This is a genomic window from Aeribacillus sp. FSL K6-2848 (assembly GCF_038004325.1).
Lineage (GTDB): Bacteria > Bacillota > Bacilli > Bacillales > Aeribacillaceae > Aeribacillus > Aeribacillus composti.
Genome location: NZ_JBBOQQ010000001.1, coordinates 803,175 through 817,970 on the forward strand (window position 1 = coordinate 803,175; position 14,796 = coordinate 817,970).

Annotated in this window: 11 protein-coding genes and 1 pseudogene; all 12 read left to right on the plus strand. The window is 38.2% G+C overall.

Going from position 1 to position 14,796, the window contains the following annotated elements; translation table 11 throughout:
* Window positions 1-2 precede the first annotated feature (2 nt).
* The 12 genes and pseudogenes from NSS70_RS03940 (at window position 3) to NSS70_RS20770 (ending at window position 14,514) form a co-directional block, all read left to right on the plus strand.
* Window positions 3-1,481: a flagellar hook-associated protein 2 gene (locus tag NSS70_RS03940; RefSeq protein WP_340880961.1), complete on the plus strand. Its 1,479-nt coding sequence runs from the start codon at window positions 3-5 to the stop codon at window positions 1,479-1,481.
* A 56-nt stretch (window positions 1,482-1,537) separates the two neighbouring features.
* Window positions 1,538-1,939 (plus strand): flagellar export chaperone FliS, encoded by a 402-nt coding sequence (gene fliS, locus NSS70_RS03945; protein WP_063389203.1) that lies wholly within the window; start codon window positions 1,538-1,540, stop codon window positions 1,937-1,939.
* Window positions 1,939-2,292 carry a flagellar protein FliT gene (locus NSS70_RS03950; protein WP_130158802.1) on the plus strand — a complete coding sequence of 118 codons (354 nt, stop codon included), beginning with the start codon at window positions 1,939-1,941 and terminating at the stop codon, window positions 2,290-2,292. Before fliS ends, NSS70_RS03950 begins: the two co-directional genes overlap by 1 nt.
* Window positions 2,293-2,464: 172 nt before the next feature.
* The gene (gene hpf, locus NSS70_RS03955; RefSeq protein WP_340880962.1) at window positions 2,465-3,016 is read left to right on the plus strand and encodes a ribosome hibernation-promoting factor, HPF/YfiA family; all 552 of its coding nucleotides are present in this window, start codon (window positions 2,465-2,467) and stop codon (window positions 3,014-3,016) included.
* Between the two features lie 187 nt (window positions 3,017-3,203).
* Window positions 3,204-5,714, plus strand: a complete 2,511-nt coding sequence (gene secA, locus NSS70_RS03960; RefSeq protein ID WP_063389200.1) for a preprotein translocase subunit SecA — start codon at window positions 3,204-3,206, stop codon at window positions 5,712-5,714.
* Window positions 5,715-5,851: 137 nt separating this feature from the next.
* Window positions 5,852-6,953 (plus strand): peptide chain release factor 2 gene (gene prfB / locus NSS70_RS03965; protein ID WP_130158800.1). Its coding sequence is split into 2 segments (ribosomal slippage): window positions 5,852-5,923 and window positions 5,925-6,953, totalling 1,101 coding nucleotides; the frame shifts between segments, so codons are not numbered across the junction.
* A 359-nt stretch (window positions 6,954-7,312) separates the two neighbouring features.
* Entirely contained in the window at window positions 7,313-7,645 is a 333-nt protein-coding gene (gene cccB, locus NSS70_RS03970; RefSeq protein ID WP_063389198.1) for a cytochrome c551, read from the plus strand.
* Window positions 7,646-7,959: 314 nt separating this feature from the next.
* Entirely contained in the window at window positions 7,960-8,646 is a 687-nt protein-coding gene (gene ftsE / locus NSS70_RS03975) for a cell division ATP-binding protein FtsE (RefSeq protein WP_340880963.1), read from the plus strand.
* Window positions 8,639-9,529: a permease-like cell division protein FtsX gene (ftsX, locus tag NSS70_RS03980; protein WP_340880964.1), complete on the plus strand. Its 891-nt coding sequence runs from the start codon at window positions 8,639-8,641 to the stop codon at window positions 9,527-9,529. The genes ftsE and ftsX overlap by 8 nt, the downstream gene beginning before the upstream one ends.
* A 72-nt stretch (window positions 9,530-9,601) precedes the next feature.
* On the plus strand, window positions 9,602-10,888 hold the full coding sequence (locus NSS70_RS03985) for a murein hydrolase activator EnvC family protein (protein ID WP_340880965.1): 1,287 nt from the start codon (window positions 9,602-9,604) through the stop codon (window positions 10,886-10,888).
* Window positions 10,889-11,387: 499 nt separating this feature from the next.
* Entirely contained in the window at window positions 11,388-12,833 is a 1,446-nt protein-coding gene (locus tag NSS70_RS03990) for a S41 family peptidase (protein WP_340880966.1), read from the plus strand.
* Window positions 12,834-12,960: 127 nt separating this feature from the next.
* Window positions 12,961-14,514, plus strand: a pseudogene (locus NSS70_RS20770) (IS3 family transposase).
* The last annotated feature ends 282 nt before the right edge of the window (window positions 14,515-14,796 follow it).

Sequence of the window (14,796 nt, forward strand, 5' to 3'; positions counted from 1 at the left end):
CAATGCGAATTGTCGGTTTGGCAAGCGGAATGGACATTGACGCTCTCGTAAAAGATTTAATGAAGGCGGAAAGAATTCCGCTCGATAAAATGGTCCAACAAAAGCAAATTTTTGAATGGCAGCGCGACAGCTACAGGGAAATCAACAAGCTGTTGGACGAATTGGACAGATTGATTTTTGACGGCGTATACAGACTGTCGAATTTCCGGCAAAAAAAAGTGACGAGCTCTGATGAGTCAGCTGTTGTGGCAAAGGCAATCAACGCTTCAGCTAATACGTCAACAGCGATTGAAGTCCAACAATTGGCTAAGGCTGCCACATATAGTGCAGCAACGTTAAATAATTTTACATCTGGTGCAAGAACGCTAAAATTTGAAGTGACCGATCCAGGTTCAACAGAAACGAGAGAAGTGACGATTAATATTGGTGAAAATGATACGCTTGATGATGTTATCTACAAAATCAACAGCTCAAATCTAGGCGTTACGGGGATGAAATTAAAGGATTCATCTGGTGTGGAAAGGCTCGTTTTAACGAATAATAAAACAGGTGAAGGCGGAACGATTAAAGCTGCCGATAGTGAAACATTTGATTTTTTGCAAAGCCTAGGTTTTTCACTTAATAAAACAACGTTTAACCTAATCCCCGAAACTGCGGGTCAAAATGCAAAAGTTAAAATCAACGGCTACGAAACTGTCCAAACATCTAATACATTTACGATTGCGGGGATTGAATATACAATTAAAAATGTAACGACAAGTCCTGTTACGATTTCTACATCAACAGATGTTGATGCAATTCTCGATACTATTGTAAAATTTGTTAATAAATATAATGAAGTGATTGAAAAGATTAATGGCAAATTAACAGAAGAACGCTTCCGGAATTTTCCTCCTCTAACGGATGAACAAAAAGAGGAAATGACGGAAAAGCAAATCGAGCTGTGGGAAGAAAAAGCGAAAAGCGGCCTTCTTCGCGGCGATGCGATTTTAACAAGCGGTCTTAATCAAATGCGGTTGGATTTATATTCTCCTGTCGCCGGAGATACTTTGAAAGGGTTTAAGCAGCTTACGGATATTGGGATTTCAACAACAGCCAATTATTTGGACCGAGGCAAACTTACAATTGATGAAAATAAACTCCGGGAAAAAATTCAGGAAAATCCAGAAGCGATCTATAAACTATTTATGTCTGACGGCGAATCTTACAATGATAAAGGGATTGCCCGCCGTCTCCGCGATTCTTTGAAAGGTATGATGACAAAAATCAAAGACAAAGCGGGAACGTCTTTGTCTACAAATGACCAGTTTACGATTGGAAAAAACTTAAAAGATTTGGATAATCGAATCAATGCCTTTCAAGATCGGCTTGTACAAATCGAATCAAGATATTATCGGCAATTTACGGCAATGGAACAGGCGATTCAGCGGGCGAACCAACAGTCAGCATATTTAATGCAATTATTTGGAGGCGGCGCTTAATCGTCTGCCTTTACTATTTACTTTTTAATGGATATGATATCTGAGGAGTGTCTTAAATGGCAATGAACAATCCTTATCAATCTTATTTGGAAAACAGCGTACAAACTGCATCACCAGGTGAACTCACGTTAATGCTTTATAACGGGTGTTTAAAATTTTTAAAGCTTGCGAAAAAAGCAATAGAAGAAAAATCTATCCAACAAAAAAACGAAAATTTGCAAAAAGCACAAAGAATCATTTGTGAACTAATGGCCACGCTAAATATGGATATTGAGATTTCTAAAAATATGTACGCACTGTATGAGTACATGAATCGACGGCTTGTTGAGGCCAATTTTAAAAACGATGTCACCATTATTGAAGAAGTGGAAGGATATGTGACAGAGTTCAGAGATACGTGGAAAGAAGTAATCCAAATCAACCGGAAACAGCGGCATAGTGAAGGCGGACAAGCGTAATGGACGAAGTGGAAAAATTGTTGGAAATAACGGAAGAGTTAGTGGAATTGACAAAACGGTCTAAAGATCAACATCGCGACCGTGATCAAGTGATACAAAAAATAGAAGACTTGCTGGCAAAACGGGAGGAGTTAACAAAAAGCATGAATCCTCCCTTCACGCCCAAGGAGAAAGAAGCAGGGAGAAAAATTATCCAATTGAATCAAATTCTTGTTGAGCAGCTTAAACTAATAAAACAAGAGATACAACATGATATCGTCAAGATGAAAGCCCAGAAAGAGATGGCAAAAAAATATATGAACTCTTATGCGAATGCCACTATTGATGGCATTTTTTATGATAAGAAAAAATAGCAATATATGTACAAAAAGACACGATCATGTAGCGATGGATGAAAGTGTGAAAATCGTTTTCCCCGCTCATCAGCATTCATAAAATGTTCACGATTTTTTTTATTTTGTGAAAGGAAAAACGAACGAAACATCGAACTATATATATATCCCTTAATAAAAGGAGGAGCTCAATATGAAATACAACATTAGAGGGGAAAACATTGAAGTAACTCCAGCATTAAGAGAATATGTACAAAAAAAATTATCTAAACTTGAACGTTATTTTGATAATGGAGTACAAGCCGATGCAAATGTGAATTTAAAATATTATAATGACAAAGAATCTAAAATTGAAGTAACGATTCCAATGACGCATTTAGTGATGCGTGCTGAGGAATATCATGAAGATATGTATGCTGCGATTGATCTTGTCGTTGATAAGCTTGAACGTCAGATCCGCAAGCATAAAACAAGAGTAAACCGGAAGCTTCGTGAACAACAAGTTGATGCTAAATATTTCATCAATGCGGAAACGAATGATGATACTGATGTGAATGAAGAGGATATCGAACTTGTAAAAACAAAACGGTTCAATTTAAAGCCGATGGATACTGAGGAAGCTATTTTGCAAATGAACATGCTCGGCCATAACTTCTTTGTTTTTACGAACTCTGATACAAATAGAACAAATGTTGTCTACCGCAGAAAAGACGGCCGCTATGGATTAATTGAACCGAATGAATAAAATTTATTATATAAAAAAAGTGCAGCCTACCTTGGCTGTACTTTTTTTACCTTCAAGCAAATAAAATGTAGACAAATGGGACGGGTTTATGGAAAGACTTTCACACAGCAAAAGTTGTACGCTTGGAAAAGCAGTGATAAAATTTAAAAGAAAATAAAATAATAAAATAAATTAAGGAGCGTTAAAGATGCTTGGACTTTTAAATAAAGTGTTTGATCCGAATAAACGCACTTTAGCTCGTTATGAAAAAATAGCTGAAAAAATAAATGCTCTCGGTCCAGATATGAGAAAGCTTTCTGATTTGGAATTGAGGTCAAAAACAGCTGAGTTTGCGGAACGGCTTGAAAAGGGAGAAACACTCGATGATCTGCTTGTGGAAGCCTATGCAGTTGTAAGAGAAGCCGCTCACAGAGTGCTCGGCCTGTATCCATATAAAGTACAGCTTATGGGAGCTATTGCCCTTCACGAAGGCAATATTGCGGAAATGAAGACAGGTGAAGGGAAAACATTAACCTCAACGATGCCTGTTTACTTAAATGCGTTGACGCGGAAAGGCGTTCACGTCGTTACCGTCAATGAATATTTGGCAAGCCGGGACGCAAAAGAAATGGGCAAAATTTTTGAATTTCTCGGCATGACTGTTGGTTTAAATTTAAACGGTATGTCAAAAGAGGAGAAAAAGGCTGCTTACGAAGCTGATATCACCTATTCAACAAATAACGAACTTGGGTTTGATTATTTGCGCGACAATATGGTTTTATACAAGGAACAAAAAGTGCAGCGCCCTCTGCATTTTGCGGTAATCGATGAGGTAGACTCCATTTTAATTGATGAAGCAAGAACTCCGCTTATTATTTCTGGACAAGCACAAAAATCCACCAAACTGTATATTCAGGCAAATGCTTTTGTCAGAACGCTTCAAAAGGATAAAGATTATACTTATGATGAAAAAACGAAATCCGTTCAACTTACAGAAGAAGGGATTGAAAAAGCGGAGCGTGCTTTCCATATTGATAATTTGTTCGATTTAAAAAACGTTACACTAAACCATCATATCAGCAATGCGCTGAAAGCCCACGTCGTCATGCATAAAGACGTGGATTATGTTGTTGAAGACGGACAAGTGATCATTGTAGACCAATTTACCGGACGGTTAATGAAAGGCCGCCGTTACAGCGACGGTTTGCATCAGGCAATCGAAGCGAAAGAAGGCCTTGAAATTCAAAATGAAAGCATGACGTTGGCAACGATCACGTTCCAAAACTATTTCCGAATGTATGAAAAGCTGGCGGGAATGACAGGTACTGCGAAAACAGAAGAAGAAGAATTTCGCAACATTTATAACATGCAGGTTATTACCATCCCGACAAACAAGCCGGTTATCCGCGAAGATCGTCCGGACCTCGTTTACCGTACAATGGAGGGGAAATTTAAAGCGGTTGTAGAAGACATCGTTCAGCGGCACATGATTGGTCAGCCTGTTCTAGTAGGTACAGTCGCGGTTGAAACATCTGAATTGCTTTCTAATATGCTTAAGAAGCGGGGAATTCCGCACAATGTGTTGAATGCAAAAAACCATGCAAAGGAAGCAGAAATTATTGAACAAGCCGGACAAAAGAATGCTGTGACGATCGCGACAAATATGGCCGGACGGGGAACGGATATAAAGCTCGGCGAAGGCGTAAAAGAGTTGGGTGGATTAGCCGTCATCGGCACAGAACGCCATGAATCCCGAAGAATTGACAATCAGCTGAGAGGACGTTCTGGACGTCAAGGAGACCCGGGTGTTACGCAGTTTTATTTGTCAATGGAAGATGAACTGATGCGCCGATTCGGTTCAGAAAGTATGATGAGCATGATGGATCGGCTTGGAATGGACGATTCCCAGCCGATTCAAAGCAAAATGATTACCCGTGCTGTGGAATCGGCGCAAAAACGGGTGGAAGGAAACAACTTTGATGCGCGGAAGCAGCTTCTTCAATATGATGATGTGCTCCGTCAGCAGCGTGAAATTATTTATAAACAAAGAGATGAAGTGCTTGAATCTGAAAATCTGCGAGAAAATGTTGAAGACATGATTCAACAAACAATTACCCGTGTTGTACAGTCATTTACGCCTGAAGAAGAGCTTCCGGAAGACTGGAACCTTGAAGGATTAGTCGACTGGGTAAAAGCCAATATTTTGGATGAAGCAGATGACTTTAATGTAAATGACCTTCGCGGAAAAGAATCGGATGAAATCATTGATATCATTTGGGAAAAAGCGAAGAAGCGTTATGATGAGAAAGAAGCTGCTTTTGGCGAGGAAAACATGCGTGAATTTGAACGAGTCATTGTACTCCGCGCCGTTGATACAAAATGGATGGATCACATCGATGCAATGGATCATCTTCGCCAAGGCATTCATTTACGTGCATACGGACAAACTGATCCGCTTCGTGAATATCAATTGGAAGGCTACACAATGTTTGAAAATATGATTGCGTCCATCCAAGAAGAGGTTACAAAATATATAATGAAAGCTGAAATTCAAAACAATTTGGAACGTCAGGAAGTGGCGGTCGGCGAAGCCGTGCAGCCGAAAGAAGGAGACGCCCAGACGAAAAAGAAACCAGTCAGAAAAGCAAAAGAGGTTGGCCGCAACGAGCCATGTCCGTGCGGAAGCGGCAAAAAATACAAACATTGTTGCGGAAGATAACGATTTTAAATAGAATGGGTGTGGCGAGATGTCAGTCTCGCCTGTCCCATAAATTTTTTAACTAATGTATAAGTGGACAAAGCGAATCTGCAAAAATATAGTATACTGTGCAAAAAATTTTTAGAGGTGATGGACTAATGGATTTAGTAGAAATTCGGAATGAACTGGAGAAAATGGCTAAACGATTAGCGGATTTTAGGGGGTCTCTTTGACTTAGAAGAGAAGGAAGCACGCATAAAAAAATTAGAGGAGCAAATGGCTGCGCCAAATTTTTGGGATGACCAGCAAGCAGCTCAGAAGGTAATTAATGAAGCAAACGCCTTAAAAGATCTTGTCGGAGAATTTAACCATTTAAATGAATCATATGAAAATCTTCAAGTAACTTACGAGCTTATTAAAGAAGAGCCGGATGATGATTTGCAAAGAGAGCTTGAATCCGAATTGAAAAAATTAACGAAGGAATTGAATAATTTTGAATTACAGCTTCTTTTAAATGAGCCTTACGATAAAAACAACGCGATTTTAGAGCTTCATCCGGGAGCAGGAGGGACGGAATCTCAGGACTGGGCATCTATGCTCCTGCGAATGTATACGAGATGGGCGGAAAAGAAAGGATTTAAAGTTGAAACGATCGATTATCTTCCGGGTGATGAAGCAGGAATAAAAAGTGTAACGCTGTTAATTAAAGGACACAATGCATACGGCTATTTAAAAGCGGAAAAAGGAGTCCATCGGTTAGTGCGCATTTCTCCTTTTGATGCATCAGGCCGCCGCCATACTTCTTTTGTTTCCTGCGAAGTGATGCCAGAATTTAATGATGAAATCGATATTGAAATTAGAAGCGAGGATTTGAAAATTGACACGTACCGTTCAAGCGGTGCGGGAGGGCAGCACGTAAATACGACCGACTCGGCGGTACGGATTACACACTTGCCAACTGGAATTGTCGTGACATGCCAAACGGAGCGCTCTCAAATTAAAAACAGAGAACGAGCAATGAAAATGTTAAAATCTAAGCTATACCAATTAAAAATTGAAGAGCAGGAAAAAGAATTAGCGGAAATTCGAGGAGAGCAAAAGGAAATTGGCTGGGGTAGCCAAATCCGTTCTTATGTCTTCCATCCATATTCATTGGTGAAAGATCACCGGACAAATGTCGAAATCGGCAACGTCCAAGCTGTAATGGATGGGGAAATTGATGCATTTATTGATGCATATTTAAGAGCAAAATTGTCTTAAGGCTGTTATGAAAAGGATGATGACGCGTTTACAAAAGATGAGCGAATAGAACTGTGATGCGGAAAAATGACGAAGAAAAACTGCCCTAAATTCCATTTGATTAGAGAACTTGTGGGGCTGTCCAGAAAGTCAAAATCCATTGAAACGAAACATCATAAACATTGATATATCAACATTTAAAACATTAAAGGGGCGTCTATAAGGCGTAAAAACGACTTATTAGACACCCTTTTTCTTTTTTATCAATATTCAAGTTATTTTCACAGGATTGTCAAATGTTGGTCAATTTGTTTCAGATTGAAACCTCAATAATTAGGTTATAATATCTTCGAGACTAATTGGCGAAGGGGGATTTCGCAGTGAAAAAGTTCTTGATCTTAGTATTTGGTCTTTCACTCGTATTAGCTGCATGCGGGGGCGGCGGGAATGACCAAGAAAGCGGAACAAATGGCGGAACAGATCAAGCTGAGAATACTGCATCTGCAGAAGATCTGATAAAACAAAATTGTACAAGCTGCCATGGACAAAATCTTGAAGGTGCTTCCGGTCCGAGTTTACAGAAAGTTGGAAGCAAATATAGCAAAGATGAAATAAAAGATATTATTTTAAACGGCAAAGGCGCTATGCCAAAAGGTTTATTGAACGATAGCGAAGCAGATGTTGTCGCTGAGTGGCTTGCAGGACAAAAGTAACATAAGAAGCGAGGGGACATGATCACCCTCGCTTTTTTATGCTATAGAAAAAAATAGCAGATAATAGAAAATTTTGTACTTTTTTTTACAAGAATTTTAAAAATTTTCCCTCGGAATATGATATTGAAACAAAAATGTAATATGAAAAGGTCTATTTTTGACGAAAAATGATGTTATAATGTTTTTTGTGGAAAGGATGTAAGATTTGTTTTCTGCTTCATAATTAATAGACGAATAGAAAATAACATTAGTTTCAAGTTATAAAAATTTTTTTGACTAAGTAATGAAATAATTCAATGACTTCAGGTGATAGCATGATCGAAATGAAGGATGTTTATAAAACCTATTCGAATGGTGTTTTGGCCATTAACGGTATTTCAATAAAAATCAATCAAGGCGAATTTGTATACATCGTAGGTCCTAGCGGTGCTGGAAAGTCGACATTTATCAAATTGATGTATCGGGAAGAAAAGCCTACAAAAGGTAGTATTGTCATAAACGGTATACAACTAGAAAACTTAAAAGAAAAAGAAGTGCCGTATTTGCGGAGAAATATCGGGGTTGTCTTTCAAGATTTTAAATTATTGCCGAAATTGACTGTTTATGAGAATGTTGCCTTCGCTTTGGAAGTGATCGGGGAAAATCCGAAGAACATTAAAAAGAAAGTATTAAATGTCCTTGATCTTGTGCAATTGAAGCATAAGGCCCGTTTCTTCCCTGACGAATTGTCTGGCGGTGAACAGCAGCGCGTATCAATTGCTAGATCCATAGTAAACAATCCGCCTGTTGTAATAGCAGACGAGCCGACAGGGAATTTGGACCCTGAAACCTCTTGGGAGATTATGAGATTGCTAGAGGAAATCAACAATCGGGGCACAACGGTGTTAATGGCCACCCACAATAAAGTGATCGTGAACACGATTCGAAAGCGGGTTATCGCTATTGAGGACGGCAAAATTGTGCGCGATGAGGCGAGAGGGGAGTATGGTCTTTATGAATAAAACTCTCGGTCGTCATTTGCGGGAGGCGATAAAAAGTCTTGGGCGAAATGCTTGGATGTCCATAGCCTCTATATCAGCCGTAACAGTGACCCTTCTTTTGGTCGGCACGTTTTTGGTTATTATGATGAATTTAAATAATATCGCCAGCAACATTGAAGAAGATGTTGAAATAACCGTGCTAATTGACAGGACAGCAGATCAAAACGCTCAAAACCAACTTGAATCGAAATTGAAAAATCTAGAAAAAGTGGAGAACGTCCAATTTTCTTCCAAAGACCAGGAGCTGGAAAAATTAATTAAAAGCTTCGGTGAAAAAGGAGAGTCATTCAAGCTATTTGAACAGGATAATCCTTTAAACGATGTTTTCATCGTCAAAACGAAAGTTCCCGAAGATACTCCAGTTGTAGCGGAAGAAATTAAAAAAATGCGCTATGTCGAAAATGTTCAATATGGAGAAGAAACTGTGAAAAAATTGTTTGAAGTTGTCAACGTTTCAAGAAATATCGGCATAGTCTTGATCATAGGGCTTGTGTTTACTGCGATGTTTTTAATCTCAAACACTATAAAAATCACTATATTTGCCCGCAGACGAGAAATAGAAATTATGAAACTGGTTGGTGCAACAAACTGGTTTATACGCTGGCCGTTCTTTTTAGAAGGTTTGTTTTTAGGAGCGCTGGGAGCTGTCATACCAATTACAGTTTTAGTTGTCAGCTACAATAGCTTAGTAAATATTGCCGTTCCTTATATTCAAGGTTCTTTTGTTGAGTTGTTGCCATTTTCTCCTTTTGTTTTTCAAATATCGGCTATCTTATTGTTAATCGGCGTCTTAATCGGCATATGGGGAAGCTTAATGTCTGTTCGAAAGTTTTTGAAAGTGTAGTTTATCTTAGGCAGCTCTTGCCATACCAGATCGAATTGATTGAAAACATGAATTAAGAGGAGGAACCGGATTGTGAAAAAGAGAATAGTGACATTAAGTCTTACAGCTATATTGGGGACAAGCGGGGTATTTGTACCGCTGAGCAAAAGCGCTTATGCGTCATCCTTTGAGGAGAAAAAAGCAAGAATTCAAAATGAGCGGTCCAATGTTCAATCGAATATAGAGAGCAAGAAAAGTGAAGTAAAAGAATTAGAGACAAAACAAAATCAACTTAATCAAGAGATTAAAAAGTTAGATGAAAAATTGCTGGATACTGGTGAAAAAATCGAAGAGAAAGAGAATGAAATCAAGAAAACTAAAACTGAAATTGAACAGTTGAAAAAACAAATTGCTGAAGTAAAAAAACGGATTGAAAAGCGGAATGAACTGTTAAAAGAACGGGCAAAATCCTTGCAGGAAGCCGGAGGTACAATCAGCTATCTCGACGTTATCTTAGGTGCGAAAAGCTTCAATGATTTTGTAACTCGTATAAGCGCTGTTACAACGATCGTTGATGCGGATCAAAAAATTATTGAAGAGCATGAAAGAGATATGAAACTGAAAGAGGAAGCGGAGGCGAAATTAAACAAGCAGCTGTCCTCTTTGGAAGAAGCTTTATCTGAATTGGCTTCATTGAAACAAGAGTTAGATAAGCAAATTGATGAAAAAGATAAATTGTTGGCGCAATTGGAAGCGGAACATGGCCAGGCAATGGATCAATTAGAAGATTTGGTGCATCAAGATGCTATGCTGGAAAAGCAGCAAAAAATGATTGAACAACAGCAGCAAGAATTTTTAAAAAGACTAGAAGAAGAAAAGGCTAGACAGGCTCAAGCTTCACAATCTGCTTCTAAATCAAGCGATAAAGCTGCTGCTTCAAGCGATGGCGGATCTTCACCAGAACCATCTGTATCATCAGCTGCAGGAAGCGGATCATTTATCTGGCCGGCTTCAGGTGTTCTTACCTCTAAAATGGGTATGAGATGGGGCGAGTTACATGCAGGAATTGATATTGCGAAACGGGGAACGGTTCCAGTTTACGCTTCTGCTGGCGGCACGGTTAGTTATGCTGGACAAATGAACGGCTACGGCAATGTGATTATGATCATCCATAATATTAACGGTAAAACGTATACTACACTTTACGGGCATTTGAGAAGCATTAACGTTTCAAGTGGTCAAAAAGTGAGCCAAGGTCAGTTTATTGGATATATGGGAAATACAGGAAGATCAACAGGACAGCACTTGCATTTTGAAGTACATAACGGAACATGGCGGGGCAAATCCAGCGCGATCAATCCTTTAAGCGTTCTTCCATAAAAATTTATTAACAATGCACAATAAGCTCTTAAGGGAAGAAGAGTTTGTTGTGCATTGTTATTTTTTTATAAATTGCAAAACAGTTTTCTTCTGATCGTGTTTCATCGATGCAAAAAATAGAGGAAACGGGAGATTACATCAAGCTTCAATGGATTGATTTTCACAATAATTCTTTTTCATGTAGTGATAGATAATTACAAAAAATATAGTTTCTCCTCTCGTATGATTATGCCGGTGTAGGCAGTTTGCTTGACTAAAAGAAAAGGAAAGCGTTTCATGAGAACAAAACACCTTACCCATTTTCAAAGCAAAGATGACCGTTGGCTGATTTTCTGTTTTCTTGATGGAACCTGGCTAGAAGCGGTCAAATTCTTGTCAAAGGGCGGTATATTAAGTTTTTTTGAATTGCTTTTCCTTTTCCTGTAATCCGCACATGATTTGTACAAGCTTTGCATACGCTATAAATAATTCGGATTGTTGGAAAGGAAGGCAAAAACATATGAAACAAATAATAAAATTGATTACAGTGTTTTGGATAGTGACCAGTTCCATCGTCGTTTTGGATGTGCACGGTCATGCTGAAAATAATGAATCGCTGGAAAATAAAACAATTGCTGCATCTGCGCAAAGTGCAGATGAAACCATTCCAGGATTGGAGAAATTTATAAAAACGTATGAATTAATTTCTGAAAAATATGTCCATCCAGTCGACAAAAAACGTCTCCTAGAAGGTGCCATTCAAGGGATGCTATCTTCTTTAGGCGATCCATACTCAGTCTATATGGATAAAGAAACTGTTAGACAATTTACAGAGTCACTTGATTCTTCATTTGAAGGAATCGGTGCCGAAATCGGGATGAACAACGGCAAAATAACCATTATTTCACCATTTAAAAATTCGCCGGCGGAAAAAGCGGGCTTAAAGCCAAATGATGAAATTGTGAAAATTGATGGTAAAACAGTTTCCAGTTCAGATCTTCATGATGCAGTACTGAAAATCAGAGGAGAAAAAGGAACAACCGTCAAACTTACGATACGCCGCCCTGGAAGTAAAGATTTATTGTTTTTTGAAGTAAAGCGGGATGAGATTCCGATTGAAACAGTGTTCAGCTCCGAAATCAATAAAAATGGCAAGCGGTTAGGCGTCTTGCATATTACTTCATTTTCTGAAAGGACAGCTGATGACTTTAAACAAAAGCTAAAAATGTTAGAAAAAAAGAAAATTAACGGTCTAGTCATCGATGTTCGCGGCAATCCGGGGGGATATTTGCAGGCTGTAGAGCAAATTTTGCAGCAGCTCGTCCCTAATCATGCACCATATATTCAAATAGAAAAGAGAGACGGAAAAAGGGAGATGTATTATTCAACATTAAAAGAAAAGAAGCATTATCCTATTGCAGTCTTAATTGACAACGGCAGCGCATCTGCTTCGGAAATTTTGGCAGCTGCGTTGAAAGAAGCAGGAGGGTATGCCATTGTCGGCGAAAAATCCTTTGGAAAGGGAACAGTTCAGCAAACAATACCGCTGGATGATGGAAGCAACATAAAGCTGACGTTATACAAATGGTTGACTCCTAAAGGAAATTGGATTCATGAAAAAGGTGTGGAACCAACGGTAAAAATATCGCAGCCGGATTATTTTAAAGCTGGACCGCTCGATATTTTACAGCCATTAAAAAAAGAGATGAATAATGAACAAGTTCGCATTGCACAAATATTATTATCAGGATTAGGTTATGATCCTGGGAGAAAAGACGGTTATTTCAGTGCAGAAACCGAGCTGGCTGTAAAGGCGTTTCAAAAAATGAACGGTTTATCCGTGACGGGGAAGTTGGATCAAAAAACAGCTATAAAAATGAATGAATTGATCACAAAAGAAACTCGTTCAAAACAAAATGACTTGCAGCTGCAAACTGCCATTTCACTATTAGCACGATCTTCTTAAGTATTGAAAAAATACGGCAGCTTTTCTGTTGCATTTTGTTTAAGGGGCTGTCTAATAATGATATGCTCCCCTTAAGGTAGACAGATTAAAATATAAAAAATCTGTTTTACCTTAGGGGGAGTTTTCTATGTATAAGCAATATACTACAGAGTTCAAACTTGAAGTTTTACTTGCATATGAAAACCGAGAATGTACTATTCAAGAGCTTTGTAAAAGGTATCAAATTACTAAATATTCTTTAAGGCAATGGATAAATGAATTTGAGGAATTTGGAATAGAGGGTTTAGAACGTTCAAATTCTTGGAAAGGTTATACCAAAGAACTTAAGGAAGCAGCTGTAAAAGATTATTTATCTAGTGAGTTCTCACAGTACGAGATTGTCAGGAAATATGGTATTTCAAGTAGATCGGTACTTCAACGATGGATTAAGAAGTATAATAGCCATAGAGATTTAAAGGATACGTCGAAAGGAAAGACAAGCTCTATGACTAAAGGAAGAAAAACGACTTGGAATGAACGGATACAAATTGTGCTTGATTGTTTAGGGAACGGAAAAGATTATAAAAAAACAGCAGAGACTTATGAAGTTACTTATCAACAAGTATATCAATGGGTGAAGAAGTATGAAAATGGTGGAGAAGAAGCGCTGAAAGACAAACGAGGAAGAAAAAAAGAAGAAGCAGAGTTATCTCCAGAAGAGAAAATGAAACTGGAGATGAAAAAGTTAGAAAGAGAAAATGAGCGCTTACGTGCGGAGAATCTATTTTTAAAAAAGTTAGAGGAAATCGAAAGGAGGCGAAAGTAAACCAAATCCGTTTTGAAGACAAGTATATCGCAATCCGGGAACTTCATGAGAAAGAAAACCTAAGCATAATCTTATTATGTGAAATCGCCGGTATTTCACGAGCTGCTTACTATAAGTGGTTAAAACGTTCGCCTTCCTCCCGAGAACTTCAGAATGAAGAAATCGTAAACGAGATGAAAGTTCTCCATGAGAAAGTTGAAGGCATCTATGGTTACCGTCGAATGACGTTGAATATAAATCGAAAGCTTGGTCAGAACTTCAATCACAAACGAATTTATAGACTGATGAAAGTTGTCGATATACAATCTGTTATTCGAAAAAAGAAGAAATCTTATAAACGATCTACTCCTCAACATGTTGCAGAAAATATATTGAATCGTGAATTCACAGCGGAAAAGCCAAATGAAAAATGGGTAACTGATGTCACAGAATTAAAATATGGTTCATCAAAGAAAGCCTATTTAAGTGCTATTCTTGATCTATATGATGGATCAATTGTGAGCTATGTTTTAGGACATTCCAATAATAATCATCTTGTATTCAAAACGTTGGATCAAGCCACCGCACTTTTAAAAGGAGAGCATCCACTTATTCATAGTGACCGTGGGTTCCAATATACCTCTCATGGTTTTAAACGTAGGATAGACCAAGCAGGGATGACACAAAGTATGTCAAGAGTAGGCAGATGTTGATAATGGGCCAATGGAATCTTTTTGGGGAACGCTCAAATGCGAGAAGTATTATTTACATAAGTATCAGACCTTTGAAGAATTAGCTCTTGCGATGGATGAGTACATCCGCTTTTATAATTATGAAAGGTATCAAAAAAGATTAAACGGCCTTAGCCCCATGGAATATAGAGCTAAAGCCGCTTAGGTATATTTTTATTATTTCTACTGTCTACTTGACAGGGGGCAGTTCATAAGTCGTTTTTACGGCTTATTGACGCCCCTTTAATGTTTTAGAAACGTTGATATATCGATGTTTATGATTTTTTGTTTTCAATAGGGATTTCACTTTATGGACAGCCTCTAAATGAGATTTCGCTTCCTTGTGCAGGCTTTTCAGTTGAGAAAATTTCTGCTTTCATATCGTAGTGAAATTTACAATTATTTATGCATACAGAGGATGGACGCAGCTTTATGACAATAAGGCTGC

Coding starts and splice junctions, on each gene's coding strand:
- fliS (WP_063389203.1), top strand. CDS start 1,538: ATGGCAATGAACAATCCTTATCAATCTTATTTGGAAAACAGCGTACAA.
- ftsE (WP_340880963.1), top strand. CDS start 7,960: ATGATCGAAATGAAGGATGTTTATAAAACCTATTCGAATGGTGTTTTG.
- hpf (WP_340880962.1), top strand. CDS start 2,465: ATGAAATACAACATTAGAGGGGAAAACATTGAAGTAACTCCAGCATTA.
- ftsX (WP_340880964.1), top strand. CDS start 8,639: ATGAATAAAACTCTCGGTCGTCATTTGCGGGAGGCGATAAAAAGTCTT.
- secA (WP_063389200.1), top strand. CDS start 3,204: ATGCTTGGACTTTTAAATAAAGTGTTTGATCCGAATAAACGCACTTTA.
- NSS70_RS03990 (WP_340880966.1), top strand. CDS start 11,388: ATGAAACAAATAATAAAATTGATTACAGTGTTTTGGATAGTGACCAGT.
- NSS70_RS03950 (WP_130158802.1), top strand. CDS start 1,939: ATGGACGAAGTGGAAAAATTGTTGGAAATAACGGAAGAGTTAGTGGAA.
- NSS70_RS03940 (WP_340880961.1), top strand. CDS start 3: ATGCGAATTGTCGGTTTGGCAAGCGGAATGGACATTGACGCTCTCGTA.